General features: G+C 64.7%; 15 protein-coding genes. 12 read left to right on the forward strand and 3 right to left on the reverse strand.

Features of this window, described 5'->3' with window-relative positions:
• Nucleotides 1–6 precede the first annotated feature (6 nt).
• Both E8Q40_RS21150 and phnF read right to left on the reverse strand, forming a co-directional pair.
• On the reverse strand, nt 7–648 hold the full coding sequence (locus E8Q40_RS21150; RefSeq protein ID WP_137046385.1) for a DapH/DapD/GlmU-related protein: 642 nt from the start codon (nt 646–648) through the stop codon (nt 7–9).
• 50 nt (nt 649–698) lie between these two features.
• Nucleotides 699–1466, reverse strand: a complete 768-nt coding sequence (gene phnF, locus E8Q40_RS21155; RefSeq protein ID WP_137046386.1) for a phosphonate metabolism transcriptional regulator PhnF — start codon at nt 1464–1466, stop codon at nt 699–701.
• A gap of 128 nt (nt 1467–1594) precedes the next feature.
• Between phnF and phnG the strand changes: the two genes are divergently transcribed.
• The 12 genes from phnG (at nt 1595) to E8Q40_RS21215 (ending at nt 12554) form a co-directional block, all read left to right on the forward strand.
• Nucleotides 1595–2077, forward strand: a complete 483-nt coding sequence (gene phnG / locus E8Q40_RS21160) for a phosphonate C-P lyase system protein PhnG (RefSeq protein ID WP_137046387.1) — start codon at nt 1595–1597, stop codon at nt 2075–2077.
• A 1-nt stretch (nt 2078) separates the two neighbouring features.
• Nucleotides 2079–2672, forward strand: coding sequence for a phosphonate C-P lyase system protein PhnH (phnH, locus tag E8Q40_RS21165; protein WP_137046388.1), 594 nt, complete (start codon nt 2079–2081; stop codon nt 2670–2672).
• 3 nt (nt 2673–2675) lie between these two features.
• Nucleotides 2676–3779, forward strand: a complete 1104-nt coding sequence (locus tag E8Q40_RS21170) for a carbon-phosphorus lyase complex subunit PhnI (RefSeq protein ID WP_137046389.1) — start codon at nt 2676–2678, stop codon at nt 3777–3779.
• Nucleotides 3776–4669, forward strand: coding sequence for an alpha-D-ribose 1-methylphosphonate 5-phosphate C-P-lyase PhnJ (locus E8Q40_RS21175; protein ID WP_137046390.1), 894 nt, complete (start codon nt 3776–3778; stop codon nt 4667–4669). The genes E8Q40_RS21170 and E8Q40_RS21175 overlap by 4 nt, the downstream gene beginning before the upstream one ends.
• Nucleotides 4662–5132: a GNAT family N-acetyltransferase gene (locus tag E8Q40_RS21180; RefSeq protein WP_137046391.1), complete on the forward strand. Its 471-nt coding sequence runs from the start codon at nt 4662–4664 to the stop codon at nt 5130–5132. The genes E8Q40_RS21175 and E8Q40_RS21180 overlap by 8 nt, the downstream gene beginning before the upstream one ends.
• Complete coding sequence (gene phnK, locus E8Q40_RS21185) at nt 5129–5917, forward strand: phosphonate C-P lyase system protein PhnK (RefSeq protein ID WP_137046392.1); 789 nt, start codon at nt 5129–5131, stop codon at nt 5915–5917. The genes E8Q40_RS21180 and phnK overlap by 4 nt, the downstream gene beginning before the upstream one ends.
• Before the next feature lie 9 nt (nt 5918–5926).
• Nucleotides 5927–6622 carry a phosphonate C-P lyase system protein PhnL gene (phnL, locus tag E8Q40_RS21190; protein ID WP_137046393.1) on the forward strand — a complete coding sequence of 232 codons (696 nt, stop codon included), beginning with the start codon at nt 5927–5929 and terminating at the stop codon, nt 6620–6622.
• A gap of 7 nt (nt 6623–6629) precedes the next feature.
• Nucleotides 6630–7769 (forward strand): alpha-D-ribose 1-methylphosphonate 5-triphosphate diphosphatase, encoded by a 1140-nt coding sequence (locus tag E8Q40_RS21195; RefSeq protein WP_137046394.1) that lies wholly within the window; start codon nt 6630–6632, stop codon nt 7767–7769.
• 151 nt (nt 7770–7920) lie between these two features.
• On the forward strand, nt 7921–8277 hold the full coding sequence (locus tag E8Q40_RS21200; RefSeq protein WP_137046395.1) for a hypothetical protein: 357 nt from the start codon (nt 7921–7923) through the stop codon (nt 8275–8277).
• Nucleotides 8278–8538: 261 nt separating this feature from the next.
• Complete coding sequence (locus tag E8Q40_RS21205) at nt 8539–9912, forward strand: glutamine synthetase family protein (protein ID WP_137046396.1); 1374 nt, start codon at nt 8539–8541, stop codon at nt 9910–9912.
• Between the two features lie 54 nt (nt 9913–9966).
• Nucleotides 9967–11352 carry an aldehyde dehydrogenase family protein gene (locus tag E8Q40_RS21210; RefSeq protein WP_137046397.1) on the forward strand — a complete coding sequence of 462 codons (1386 nt, stop codon included), beginning with the start codon at nt 9967–9969 and terminating at the stop codon, nt 11350–11352.
• A 38-nt stretch (nt 11353–11390) separates the two neighbouring features.
• Nucleotides 11391–12554: an iron-containing alcohol dehydrogenase gene (locus E8Q40_RS21215; protein ID WP_137046398.1), complete on the forward strand. Its 1164-nt coding sequence runs from the start codon at nt 11391–11393 to the stop codon at nt 12552–12554.
• A 109-nt stretch (nt 12555–12663) separates the two neighbouring features.
• Here E8Q40_RS21215 and E8Q40_RS21220 read toward each other — a convergent pair whose 3' ends face one another.
• A complete protein-coding gene (locus E8Q40_RS21220; RefSeq protein ID WP_137046399.1) occupies nt 12664–13482 on the reverse strand; it encodes an ABC transporter permease in 819 nt (272 codons plus the stop codon).

A 13482-nucleotide genomic window follows, 5' to 3' on the forward strand; every position in this document is an offset into this window, starting at 1 on the left:
CTGTCCTTAACCCGCGGCCTGCAGCGCCGGCGCGCCTTCGTATTTGTCGAGAAACTGTTCGGCGCTGAGCGCGCGGAAATCGGCGAGCGCCTGACCGAGCCGCTCGTGCGGCCAGTCCCACCAGGCAAGCGCCATCATGCGCTCGGCGATTGCCGCCGGAAAGCGCGGACGCAGCACACGCGCCGGATTGCCGACGGCGATCATGTAAGGCGGAACATCCTTGGTGACGACCGCGCCGGCACCGACCACGGCTCCGGTACCGATCGAGCGGCCGGGCAGCACGATGGCGCCGTGACCAATCCAGACGTCATGTCCGATCGTCACGTGAAACGAACGCCGCCACGCGAAGAACTCCGCCTCGTCGGAAGCTCCATCGAAATAGGCGCTGGCGCGATAGGTGAAATGCGATTGCGTTGCGCGGTGCATCGGGTGATTGCCCGGATTGATTCGGGTCATCGCCGCGATTGAGGTGAACTTGCCGATGGTTGCATAGGCGATGTCGCTGTCGTTGACGACATAAGAGTAATCGCCGAGTTCAACTTCGAGAAGCTTGGTGCGCTCGCCGACTTCCGTGTAGGCGCCGAGCGTCGTGCGCGTGAGTTCGGCGCTCGGATCGACGACCGGTGTGGTGGAGAGCTTGTTGGCCATGGTGTTAAAGACGCCCGATTAACGACAGTCGCATGACACACGCCGCTTGCTCAACTTTCCACAATCAGTGCCACGCGGTCGGCGGAGAAACGCGCACGCGACAGCATGATCGGCGCATCGTCGTCGCTCACATTGAGACCCTCGGCGATGAGAATCGGCCGATGCACCGACAAACGCAGGCGACCAGCATCGACCGCGTCGGTGAAACCGGCGCTGATGCGCGTCCATTTGCGGCGATAGCTCTTGACGCCGAAGTGTTCGAGCGTGCGCGTGATCGAGCGGGCGCGGCGGAACACCTTGGCGGCGTCGCCAAAGCGGTCGGCCGGCAACCATGAGGTCGAGACCGAGATCGGCACGCGGTCGGCGGCGCGCAAAATCTCCAGACGCACCACTTCGTCGCCCGGCTTGATGCCGAGATCGCGCGCGACGTCCCCGCTTGCCGCTTCATGACGATGGCCCTGCAGGCGGCCTTCCGCCTCGTGGCCGGCGGCGGCCACGATCTCAGAAAACTTCATGCGCTGGCTGATCGGATAATTCAGCTTGTCGGTTTTGACGAAAGTGCCGCTGCCGCGCTCGGTGCGCACCAGCCCGCGCGCTGCCAGTTCCGCCATGGCGCGGCGCACGGTGTGGCGGTTGACGCCGTAGCGCCCGGCGATCTCGCTCTCGGTCGGCAGCTTTGAGCCGTTGTCGTGCTTGCCGACCAGGATCGCCTGCTCGAAGTCGTCAGCGATGCAGCGCCACAGCATGACGCCGCGCGCCAGCAGATCGTCGCGGTCCGACGATCCTCTGGAAATCCCCCGGGGAGTGCGTGTCAGCATGGCGGCCCTGTCATCACGGCGTCACGGCTGCGCATTAATAACTTGTCTAGTCGGCTAGACAAGTTATAAATGACACTTGTCTAGTCAAGTAGACAACTTCGCAATGGGCCCGCCCGAGGCATGCGCCAATGACGCCCGACACCGATCGAAATTCCGCCAACGCCTTGGCCGAACTGGCCAAACGGCGGAAGGCCCTGGCCGTTCTGGCGCGCGCCGATTCGAAAGAGATTGCCGACCGTCTGCGTCAGCTGGATGACGGGCTCGCCTACTCGGAACCTCGTGCACCCGAAGTCGGCCTCGTCATGTTGCGCGGCCGCATTGGTTCGCGCGGGGCGCCGTTCAATGCCGGCGAGGCGACTGTGACCCGAGCGGCGGTGCAGCTTTCCTCCGGCGAGACCGGCTTCGGCTATGTGCTCGGCCGCGACCGCGAAAAGGCGCGGCTGGTCGCGCTGTGCGACGCGCTCTGGCAGGTCGACGACAAACGCGACGCGGTCGAAACACAGGTGCTCGCGCCGCTGCGTCAGCGGCAGCAAGAGAAGACGAATCTCGAGCGCGCCCGCACCGCAGCCACAAGGGTCGATTTTTTCACGCTGGTGCGCGGGGAAGACTGACATGCTGGACATCACCGCCAACACGCCCGAGTTCGATCCCGCCTACGAAAGTCAGGCGTCATTCCGCGCCCTGATGGATTGCATGGCCCGGCCCGGCAGCATCCGCACGCTCAAGGGCGTCGAAGCCCCGACGCCCTTTGCGCCCGCGACCGCGGCGCTGATCAAGAGTCTCGCCGATTACGAGACGCCGCTGTGGCTCGATGCTGCCTTTGCCGCCGAGAAGAAGGTCGCCGACTGGATCAGGTTTCACACCGGCGCGCCGATCACGCGCGAGCCGGGTGAGGCTGCCTTCGCGCTGATCGCCGATGCCTGCGCTCTGCCGGACTTCGCCCGCTTCGCGCAAGGCACGCCGGAATATCCCGACCGCTCCACGACGGTGATCGTGCAGATCGACGGCTTTACCGGTGACGCGATCACGCTCAAGGGCCCCGGCGTCAAGACGACGCGCGAGTTCGCGGCGTCTCCCCTGCCTGCCGATTTCGCCGCCCGCATGAAGGAGAATCGCGCGCTGTTCCCGCGCGGCGTCGATCTGGTGCTGGTGGCCGGCAACGATATCGCGGCGCTGCCGCGTTCGGTCACGGTGGAGGAGCGCTGAGCCATGTATGTCGCAGTCAAAGGCGGCGAACGCGCCATCGACAACGCTCACAAGCTGCTTGCCGACGCACGGCGTGGCGACCGCGATGTGCCGGAAATCTCGCTCGACCAGATCAATAACCAGCTTGCGCTCGCGGTCGATCGCGTGATGTGCGAAGGCTCGCTCTATGACCGCGAGCTGGCCGCACTCGCCATCAAGCAGGCGCGCGGCGACCTGATCGAAGCGATCTTCCTGCTGCGCGCCTATCGCACAACGTTGCCGCGTTTCGGCGCGTCGGAGCCGCTGGAAACCGGCGACATGGACATTCGCCGGCGCATTTCGGCAACCTTCAAGGATCTGCCCGGCGGCCAGGTACTCGGCCCGACTTTCGACTACACGCACCGCCTGCTCGATCACACGCTCGCCGAACAGAGCGAGGTCGAGGAACCCGCCACCGCACCCGCGGACGGCACGCGTTTCAAATCCGTGGCGGAATTGCTGGCCGGCGGCGACCTGATCGAGGGCGACGATCCGCCGGCCGAGGAAGTCGGCGATCTGACACGCGAGCCGCTGTCGTTCCCCGCCAATCGCGACCTGCGTTTGCAGAATCTCGCGCGCGGCGATGAAGGCTTCCTGCTGGCGCTCGGCTATTCGACCCAGCGCGGCTTCGGCCGCACCCATCCCTTCGCCGGCGAAATCCGGTACGGCGAGGTCGAGGTCGAGTTCTTCGCCGAGGATGCCGGCTTCGCTGTGCCGCTCGGTTCAATCAGCGTCACCGAGTGCCAGATGGTCAACCAGTTCACCGGGAACGGCACGCAGGCGCCGCGCTTCACGCGCGGTTACGGCCTCGTCTTCGGCCAGAGCGAGCGCAAGGCCATGGCCATGGCGCTGGTCGATCGCGCGCTGCGCGCTCGCGAACTGGGCGAAGAAACCGGCTCGCCGGCGCAGGACGAGGAGTTCGTCCTCAGCCATTCCGACAATGTGCAGGCGACCGGCTTCGTCGAGCATCTGAAGCTGCCGCACTATGTCGACTTCCAGTCGGAGCTCGGCTTGCTGCGCAAGCTGCAGGCCGAGTTTAACGCGCGCGACGCTGCCAGCGAAACACCCATGCAGGATGCCGCCGAATGAGCGCGCCGGTTTACAACTTCGCTTATCTCGATGAGCAGACCAAGCGCATGATCCGGCGCGCGATCCTCAAGGCGATCGCCATACCCGGCTATCAGGTGCCCTTCGCCTCCAGAGAAATGCCGATGCCTTATGGCTGGGGCACCGGCGGCGTGCAGGTCACCGCGTCGATTCTCGGCCCCGACGATACGCTGAAGGTGATCGATCAGGGCTCCGACGACACCACCAACGCCGTCTCGATCCGCAAATTCTTCGTCAAGACCGCCGGCGTCGAGACGACGACGCGCACCGAAGACGCCACCGTCATCCAGACGCGCCATCGCATTCCGGAAACCGCGCTCACCGAGAACCAGGTGCTGGTCTATCAGGTGCCGATCCCGGAACCGCTGCGCTTCCTCGAGCCGCGCGAGACCGAGACCCGGCGCATGCATGCTTTGTCCGAATACGGCCTGATGCATGTGAAACTGTATGAGGACATTGCGCGGCACGGCCATATTGCGACGACCTACGCTTACCCGGTCGAGGTCGGCGGCCGCTATGTGATGGACCCCTCGCCGATTCCGAAGTTCGACAATCCGAAGCTGTCGGACAGCGCCGCGCTGCAACTGTTCGGCGCCGGCCGCGAGAAGCGCATCTACGCCATCCCGCCTTACACGCATGTGAAATCGCTCGACTTCGACGACCATCCGTTCGAGCCGTATCGGCATGATGCCTGTTGCGAGCTGTGCGGCGCGGCCAACTCCTATCTCGACGAGGTCATCACCGACGACGCGGGCAGCCGCATGTTCGTCTGCTCCGACACAGATTTCTGCGAACAGCGCCGCGCCGATGGCCATCATGGACCGCAGGATGACCCCGCGGCGGCGGGCCCGAACGAGGCCGCGCATGGTTGAGCTCGACGCCATCACCATCCGCGAGGCGGAGAAGCGCGACCTGCCCGGCGTGCTGGCGCTGTATGCGCAGCCCGATCTCGATGACGGCAATGTGCTGCCGACGATCGATGCCGAGCGCATCTTCGATCGCTTCGCGCGCTATCCCGACTACACGCTCTATGTCGCGGAACTCGAAGGCCGCATCGTCGGCACATTCGCGCTACTGATCATGGACAATCTCGGCCATCTCGGCGCGCCGTCGGCGGTGGTCGAGGACGTCGCCGTCGGGCCATCTCTGCACAGCCGCGGCGTCGGCCGCGCCATGATGGCTTTCGCCATGGAGCGGGCGCAAGAGAAGCACTGCTACAAGATCGTGCTGTCCTCGAACGCCAAGCGCGAGCGGGCGCACGCCTTCTACGAGAACATCGGTTTCGAGCGCCACGGCTACAGCTTTCGTGTCGTCTTCAGCGAGGCAAGCGCATGACGCCGTTCGAAGATGACAAGCCCCTGCTGATCGCCGAAGGCCTGACCAAATATTACGGCCGCCAACTCGGCTGCCGCGACGCTTCGTTCGAACTTTACGAGGGCGAAGTGATGGCCGTGGTCGGCGAATCCGGTTCCGGCAAATCGACGCTGCTGCAGATGCTGTCGACGCAAATCGAGCCAACCTCGGGACGCATTCTCTATCGCATGCGCGATGGCGGCATGAAGAGCCTGTGGGACATGAGCGAACCGGAGCGCCGGTTCCTGCTGCGCACCGACTGGGGCTATGTGCATCAGGACCCGCAGCACGGCCTGCGCATGGGCGTGTCCGCCGGCGGCAATGTCGGCGAGCGGCTGATGGCCATCGGTCAGCGCAACTACGCCGGCATCCGTGCCACCGCCGCCGACTGGCTTGGCCGCGTCGAAATTCCGGAGAACCGCATCGACGACACGCCGCGCACCTATTCGGGCGGCATGCGCCAGCGCCTGCAGATCGCGCGCAACCTCGTCACCGCGCCGCGCCTCATCTTCATGGACGAGCCGACCGGCGGCCTCGACGTCTCGGTGCAGGCGCGCCTGCTCGATCTGCTGCGCCGTATCGTTTCGGAAATGCGCATCGCGGCCATCATCGTCACCCATGATCTCGCCGTGGCGCGGCTGCTGTCCAACCGCATCATGGTGATGAAAGGCGGCGAGGTGATCGAGGCTGGCCTGACCGATCAGGTGCTCGACGATCCGCATCAGCCTTATACGCAGCTTCTCGTGTCCTCGATTTTGCCGGTGTGAGCGATCCCAATGCCCGCGCTTGAACTCAAAGACGTCGCCAAGACTTTCGTCATGCATCTGCAAGGCGGGTTGAAGCTGCCGGTGTTGAGCGACGTCAGCTTCAAGGCCGAGGCCGGCCATTGCGTCGTGCTCACCGGTCCGTCCGGCGCCGGCAAGTCGTCGATCCTGAAGCTGATCTACGGCAACTACCGCGTTGACGAAGGCGCCATCCTGGTGCGCGACGGCGAGGCGCAAGTCGATCTCGCCACCGCCGCGCCGCGCCGCATCCTCGCCGTGCGCCAGCGCGCGCTAGGCTACGTGACGCAGTTCCTGCGTGCGGTGCCGCGCATCTCGGCGCTCGACATTGTCGCCGAGCCGCTGATCGCCAAGGGCGTCGCCCGCGACGAGGCCACGTCGCGCGCCGCCGCCATGCTCAAGCGCTTCAACGTGCCGGAGCGGCTGTGGAGCCTGCCCCCGGCCACCTTCTCCGGCGGCGAGCAGCAGCGCATCAATCTGGCGCGCGGGCTGTTGCCGGAGCATCCGATCCTGCTATTGGACGAGCCGACCGCCTCGCTCGACGCGAAGAACCGCGCCGTGGTCGTCGATATCGTGCGCGAGCGGAAAAGCCGCGGCGCCGCGATCGTCGCCATCGTTCACGACGAGCAGGTCCGCGACGACATCGCCGACGTCGCCGTTGACGTCACCCGTTTTGCCACGGCCGCCTAGAGAAGCTATGTCCGATATCATTGAAAACGCCCGCATCGTCCTCGCCGACCGCGTGATCGAAAGCGGCTATGTCGCCTTCGATGGTGGCCGCATTGCCGAGATCGGCGAAGGCAAGGCGCCTGAGAAAGGCGTCGATGCCGAGGGCGATCTGCTGCTGCCCGGCCTCGTCGAACTGCACACCGACCATCTCGAGGCCCATGTGCAGCCGCGGCCGAAAGTACAGTGGGACGCCGTGTCCGCCGTTGTGTCCTACGACGCGCAGATCGCCACCAGCGGCATCACCACGGTGCTCGACTCGCTGCGCGTCTGGCGCGAGGAAGGCGCGGAGGCCGCCGACGGTCAGGCGGCGCTACTGTCGGGCGCCATCGACAAGGCGCGCGCCGCAGGCCTGTTGCGCATCGACCATTATCTGCATTTGCGCTGCGAGGTGCCGATGCCGAAGGTCGTTGTCGACACCGCCGAACTGATCGGCCGCCCTGACGTGCGGCTGCTGTCGCTGATGGATCACACGCCGGGCCAGCGCCAGTTTCAGGATCCGCAGAAGCTCCGGGAGTATTATCGCGGTAAGAGCGGCATGAACGACGCCGAGCTGGACGAGATGTTCAACCGGCGAATCGAGCTGTCGGAGAAATACGCCGCCGACAACTACAAGGGCCTGGTCGAGCTCGCCGGCAAATTCGGCACGCCACTGGCCAGCCACGACGACACCACGCCCGAGCACGTCGATCAGGCAGTCAAGGATCGCGTCGCCATTGCGGAATTCCCCACCAACGTTCCCTCGGCGCAAGATCTGCACACCAATGGCATCAAGGTGATGATGGGGGCGCCTAATCTCGTGCGTGGCGGCTCGCATTCCGGCAATGTCGCAACCGCCGAACTGGCCCGCGCCGGCCTGCTCGATCTCATGTCGTCGGACTATGTGCCGTCGAGTCTGCTGCTCGCGGCGTTGATGCTGCCGAAAGAAGCACCGAATTACGATCTGCCCGCGGCCATTCGCACCGTGTCGAAGACGCCGGCCGAGGCCGTCGGCCTCGGCGATCGCGGCGAGATCGCGGTCGGCAAGCGCGCCGATGCCATTCGCGTTCATGTCACGCCGGACGGCGCGGCAGTGCGCGCGGTGTGGAGCGCCGGCCGCCGCGTCGCCTGATATTTGGCGGGCTTGCGGCGCGGCGATGCAAATGTCGCCGCAACTAGGCAAGCAGGTCTGACCTTTCGCAGATATTCCGTCTCTGGCCGGAACGATGGCGCGCACGCTTCATTGTTGAGGCGCTGGGTGGCGCCACACCAGGAGATGTTCCATGAATGCTGCGAAACTCGCGCTCATCGCTTCGGCCGCCACGCTCATGATGACCGCCGGGGCCTCGGCTCAGTCCAACATGAATTCAACCACCGGCGCATCCGGCAAGGTTTCGGCGGCGACGCACTGCCGCGACGCCAACGGCCAGGTGCAACTCAAGAGCGCCATGTCGGGTAAGTCGGGTAAGTCGGGTAGCGGTGCGGCGACGACCGGCAGCGGGGCCAGCGGCTCGGCGTCCGGAACAAAGGGCAGCATGAGCGGCCAGACCGGCATGAACTCTGCCGCGTCGGGTAGCCCCACGGGCTCCGGCTCAACGGCTGGCGCCGGCGCCGCGGCGGCGAACCTCCCGAGCTGCTAGGCGCGGGTGCCGCAAATCCGGCTGCGCGGCCATGGTCGCGCGGCCGGTTTTCGCGCACGCTGAAATAAATCGCCGCGCGATCGCGGGGGTTTGGCGGCATGCTGCTTCGTGAATTCGCGCGTTCTTTGGGCCGAACGGCAGACCATTCTGCCGGCCCCCGCAAGACCATTTTGCGTCCTAAGTAACTGAATCGTCCCGTTTTTTACTGTTCCGGGCGTTCCGGTTCCGCTATGATTTCCCTCGCGTTTCTCAGGGGCAATCATGCGAAAAATACCCGCCATTTCTTCCGCGCAGGAAGCCGTCGATTACGTCCGCCAGCGCGACCTGCCCTATGTCCGCGTCGGCCTGTTCGACGTCGATGGGGTTTTTCGCGGCAAATACATCGGCCGCGATAAGTTCGAGAGTTCGATCGAGAAGGGACTTGGCTTTTGCGACGTCGTCGTCGGATGGGACAGCAACGACCAGCTCTATGACAATGTGAAGGTCACCGGCTGGCACACCGGTTATCCCGACGCGGCGGTGCGTCTCCTGCCGGAGACCATGCGCGTGCTTCCGCTCGAGGACGACCTGCCGCTGTTCCTGTGCGAGTTCGCCGACAAGTGGGAAGAAGTTTGTCCGCGCGGCACCTTGCGCCGGGTCTTGGCGCGCGCCGCTGATATGGGCTTCAAAGTCAGCGCCGCGGCGGAATTCGAATTCTTCCTGTTCGAGGAAACCCCGCATTCGGTGCGCGAGAAGAATTACCGCAATCTGAAGAACATCACGCCCGGATTCTTCGGCTATTCGATGCTCCGCTCATCGGTGCATGCCGATTTCTATCGCGAATTGCTCGACCTGTCGCGCGGCATGAACTTCGAGATCGAGGGCCTGCACACCGAGACCGGGCCCGGCGTGCTCGAGGCCGCGATCCGCGTCGATGAAGCGCTCATCGCCGCCGATAAGGCGGCTTTGTTCAAGACCTACACCAAGGTGCTGGCGCAGAAGCGCGGCTGGATCGCCTCGTTCATGGCCAAGTCATCGCATGACTGGCCGGGGCAGTCCGGTCATCTGCACACCTCGTTGCAGGACAGCAAGACCGGCAAGGGCGTGTTCCACGATGCCGCAAAGCCACATGGCATGTCCGACATCATGCGCTGGTTCGTCGGCGGCCAGCAGGCGCTGATGCCGGAACTGCTGGCGATGGTGGCCTGCACGGTGAACAGCTATACGCGGCTGATCCCCGGGTTCTGGGCGCCCACCGACTCCGCCTGGTCGGTCGACAACCGCACCACGGCGCTGCGCGTGATCGAAGGTTCGGAGAAATCGCAGCGCGTCGAGTACCGCGTCGCCGCGGCTGACATCAATCCGTACATCGCGATGGCGGCGGCGATCGGCTCGGGCCTGTGGGGCATCGAGAATCGTATCGAGCCTGGCGCGGCGCTGACAGGCAACGCCTACGAAGTGAAACTGCCCGACGAACGCGCGCTGCCGCGCACCTTGTGGGACGCCGCGCAACGGCTGAAAGCGTCGCAGCCGGCGCGCGCGCTGTTCGGCGATGCCTTCGTCGAGCATTACGCCGCGTCGCGCGAGTGGGAAGAGCGCGAATTCCGCCGCGCCATCACCGACTGGGAAATGCAGCGCTACTTCGAAATCATCTGAGCGGGCGACGACCGCCGCTCGCTCCCGACTCCTCTCTCCCCTTTGGATCTCATCATGCCTGACGTTGTCTGCATTTCTCCCATCGACAGCAGCGAAGTCGCGCGCCACCCTTCGGCCAGCGCCGCCGCCATCGACGCCGCGTTGCAGGCGGCTCGGCGCGCGCAGAAGCAATGGGCGCAAGTGCCGCTCGCCGAACGCATGGCGAAGATGACCGCCTTCGTCGACGCCATGCTGGCGATGAACCAGGAGGTCGTGCCGGAAATCGCCCGGCAGATGGGCCGCCCGGTGAAATGGGGCGGCGAATTCAGGCCGTTCGAGGAGCGCGCCCGCCACATGATCGCGATCGCGCCGGACGCGCTCAAGCCGCATGTGCCTAAGCCCATCGAAGGCTTCACACGCTTCATCGACAAGACGCCGGCCGGGGTCGTCCTGGTCATCGCGCCGTGGAATTATCCGTATCTCACCGCGGTCAACAGCGTCGTGCCGGCGCTGGTCGCGGGCAACGCTGTGATCCTCAAGCACGCGGCGCAGACGATCCTGGTCGGCGAGCGCTTCGAAAAGGCGATGCGCGCCGCCGACCTGCCGGCCGGGCTGTTCGCTAATCTCGTGCTGACGCATGACGACACCGCGCGCATCCTCTCGAGCGGCGCGGTCGATCACGCCAATTTCACCGGGTCGGTCGCCGGCGGCCAGGCCATCGAACGCGCCGCCGCCGGGACATTTACGACGCTCGGCCTTGAGCTCGGCGGCAAGGACCCCGCTTATGTGCGCGCCGACGCCAATCTCAAGCACGCCGTCGACAACCTGGTCGATGGCGCGTTCTTCAATTCCGGTCAGTGCTGCTGCGGCATCGAGCGCATTTATGTCGACGAGTCGCTCTATGACGCCTTCGTCTCCGGTTTCGTCGAACTGACCAGCGCCTACAAGCTCGGCAATCCGCTCGATGAGACGACGACGCTCGGGCCGATGGCGACGCCGCGTGGCGCCGAGGTCGTGCGCCGCCAGATCAGGGACGCCGTCGCCAAAGGCGCGCGCAGCCACATCGATCCGAAACTATTTCCCGCCGATGACGGCCGCGGCACCTACATCATGCCGCAGGTGCTGACGAACGTCGATCACACGATGGAGCTGATGACCGTCGAGAATTTCGGCCCGGTGGTCGGCATCATGAAGGTCTCGGGCGACGACGAGGCGATCCGGCTGATGAACGACAGCGCCTATGGCCTCACCGCCGCGATCTGGACCTCCGACGAGAAAGCCGCGCTGTCGATCGGCCGGCAGGTCGAGACCGGCACGGTGTTCATGAATCGCTGCGATTATCTCGATCCGGCGCTGGCCTGGACCGGCGTCAAAGACACCGGCCGCGGCGTCAGCCTGTCAGAGATCGGTTACGACATGCTCACCCGCGCCAAGAGTTATCACCTCCGGACCTTGTCCTGAGCGCTCCCTTCATATTCGCACACCCAGCAGAGTTCGCCATGCCCTCCTCCCCGACCGCCAACTGGAATTATCCGACCGCCGTTCGTTTCGGCGCCGGCCGTATCAAGGAACTGCCGCGGATCTGCAACGAGCTCGGCTTTGCCAAGCCGCTGCTGGTCACCGATCCATTCCTCGCCGCGCAAGCTATGACGCAGAAAACGGTCGACGCCTTGCGCGCCGCCGGGCTCGGGATCGGCGTGTTCTCCGATGTCAGATCCAATCCGAACGACGCCAATGTCGAGGCCGGCCTCAAGGTGCTCAAGGCCGGCGCGCATGACAGCGTCATTGCCTTCGGTGGCGGCTCCGCGCTCGACGCCGGCAAGGTCATCGCCTTCATGGCCGGACAGACACGGCCGATGTGGGACTTCGAGGACATCGGCGATTTCTGGACCCGCGCCGATCCCAAAGGCATCGCGCCGGTCATCGCGGTGCCGACCACCGCAGGCACCGGCTCCGAGGTCGGCCGCGCCGGCGTCATCACCCAGCAGGCAACCCATGCCAAGAAGGTCATCTTCCATCCCGGCATGATGCCGAAAGTCACCATCTGCGATCCGGAACTGACGGTCGGCATGCCGCCGAAGATCACCGCCGGCACCGGCATGGACGCGCTGGCGCATTGCCTCGAAGCCTATTGCGCACCGTCCTATCATCCGATGGGCGACGGCATCGCCGTCGAGGGCATGCGCCTCGTCAAGGAGTATTTGCCCCGTGCCTACAAGAACGGCAACGACATCGAAGCCCGCGCGCACATGATGTCGGCGGCAGCGATGGGCGCCACCGCGTTCCAGAAAGGCCTCGGCGCCATCCACGCGCTGTCGCATCCGGTCGGCGCGCTGTACGACACGCATCACGGCATGACCAACGCCGTGTTCATGCCTTACGTGCTGGTGTTCAACCGGCCGAAAATCGAAACGAAGATCGCGCGGCTCGCCGCCTATCTCGGACTGACGCCAACCTTCGACGCTTTCCTCGCCTGGGTCATGGAACTGCGCCAGGCGCTCGCCGTGCCGCACACGCTCAAGGAATTCGGCGTCGACGATTCGAAATTCGACCTGGTGGCGGCGATGGCGCCGGAAGATCCGACCGCCGGCGGCAATCCCGTGCCCGTGACTGACACGGCCGCGCGCGCGCTGCTCGACAAGGCCTATCGCGGCGAGGTGTGAAACCTCGTCGCTAGAGCATGATCCCGAAAAGTGGGAACCGGTTTTCGGAAAAGATCATGCTCAAAAAAAAGCTAGACCATGATTAGATTCAATCCGAATGGATCATGGTCTAGCGTTTGCTCTGCTGGCCGAACAACTGCGCCAGCGCCAGTAGCACGCTGGTGACAACGATCATCATCGTCGAGATCGCGGCGATGGTCGGGTCGATCTGATCACGCAACGCCGCGAACATATTGCGTGTCAGGGTGGAGTTCTCGCCGCCCGACACGAACAGCGAGACAATGACCTCATCGAACGACGTCAGGAACGATAGCACCGCGGCAGTGAGGATCGCGAACTTGATCTGCGGCAGCACGACCATGAAGAAAGCCTCGATGCGCGAGGCGCCAAGGCTGCGCGCGACGCGCTCCTGATTCATGTCGAAGCTCTTGAGCGCCGATGTCACGATCATGATAACGATCGGGATCGCCAGGATACTGTGCGCCAGCACGACCCCGATCAGCGAATTGACCATCTTCAGCTTCACATAGGCGTAGAAGATGGCCGTGCCGACCAGGATGACCGGAATGACGATCGGTGTGACCAGTAATAGCGACACCAGCCGCGCCGTCGCCAGCTCGGCGTTATAGAGCCCATAGGCCGCAATGGTGCCGAGCGGCGTCGCCACCACAACGGTCAGCGCCGCCGCTTTGAACGACGTCGCCGTCGCCTGCATCCACGAGCGCGAGTTGAAATAGGTTTCGTACCAGCGCAGCGACAGGCTGCGTGGCGGAAACTCGAGATACTGCGATTCCGAGAATGACATCGGAATGACGATCAGCGTCGGCACGATCAGGAACGCGAACAGCACGACGGCCAGAGCGTAGAGCCACAGCCGTGAGCGGTGCGTGATCTGCGTGTCCGTCGCGGGCCGGTCGAGCCACATCAT

Source organism: Pseudolabrys sp. FHR47, from assembly GCF_005153485.1.
Classification (GTDB): domain Bacteria; phylum Pseudomonadota; class Alphaproteobacteria; order Rhizobiales; family Xanthobacteraceae; genus Pseudolabrys.

Excerpts from the sequence above, each read along its gene's own strand:
- phnH (WP_137046388.1), top strand. The coding sequence starts at position 2,079 with ATGCTGGACATCACCGCCAACACGCCCGAGTTCGATCCCGCCTACGAA.
- E8Q40_RS21200 (WP_137046395.1), top strand. The coding sequence starts at position 7,921 with ATGAATGCTGCGAAACTCGCGCTCATCGCTTCGGCCGCCACGCTCATG.
- E8Q40_RS21210 (WP_137046397.1), top strand. The coding sequence starts at position 9,967 with ATGCCTGACGTTGTCTGCATTTCTCCCATCGACAGCAGCGAAGTCGCG.
- phnL (WP_137046393.1), top strand. The coding sequence starts at position 5,927 with ATGCCCGCGCTTGAACTCAAAGACGTCGCCAAGACTTTCGTCATGCAT.
- E8Q40_RS21220 (WP_137046399.1), bottom strand. The coding sequence starts at position 13,482 with ATGATGTGGCTCGACCGGCCCGCGACGGACACGCAGATCACGCACCGC.
- E8Q40_RS21180 (WP_137046391.1), top strand. The coding sequence starts at position 4,662 with ATGGTTGAGCTCGACGCCATCACCATCCGCGAGGCGGAGAAGCGCGAC.
- E8Q40_RS21205 (WP_137046396.1), top strand. The coding sequence starts at position 8,539 with ATGCGAAAAATACCCGCCATTTCTTCCGCGCAGGAAGCCGTCGATTAC.
- E8Q40_RS21170 (WP_137046389.1), top strand. The coding sequence starts at position 2,676 with ATGTATGTCGCAGTCAAAGGCGGCGAACGCGCCATCGACAACGCTCAC.
- E8Q40_RS21150 (WP_137046385.1), bottom strand. The coding sequence starts at position 648 with ATGGCCAACAAGCTCTCCACCACACCGGTCGTCGATCCGAGCGCCGAA.
- phnK (WP_137046392.1), top strand. The coding sequence starts at position 5,129 with ATGACGCCGTTCGAAGATGACAAGCCCCTGCTGATCGCCGAAGGCCTG.
- E8Q40_RS21215 (WP_137046398.1), top strand. The coding sequence starts at position 11,391 with ATGCCCTCCTCCCCGACCGCCAACTGGAATTATCCGACCGCCGTTCGT.
- E8Q40_RS21175 (WP_137046390.1), top strand. The coding sequence starts at position 3,776 with ATGAGCGCGCCGGTTTACAACTTCGCTTATCTCGATGAGCAGACCAAG.
- phnG (WP_137046387.1), top strand. The coding sequence starts at position 1,595 with ATGACGCCCGACACCGATCGAAATTCCGCCAACGCCTTGGCCGAACTG.
- E8Q40_RS21195 (WP_137046394.1), top strand. The coding sequence starts at position 6,630 with ATGTCCGATATCATTGAAAACGCCCGCATCGTCCTCGCCGACCGCGTG.
- phnF (WP_137046386.1), bottom strand. The coding sequence starts at position 1,466 with ATGCTGACACGCACTCCCCGGGGGATTTCCAGAGGATCGTCGGACCGC.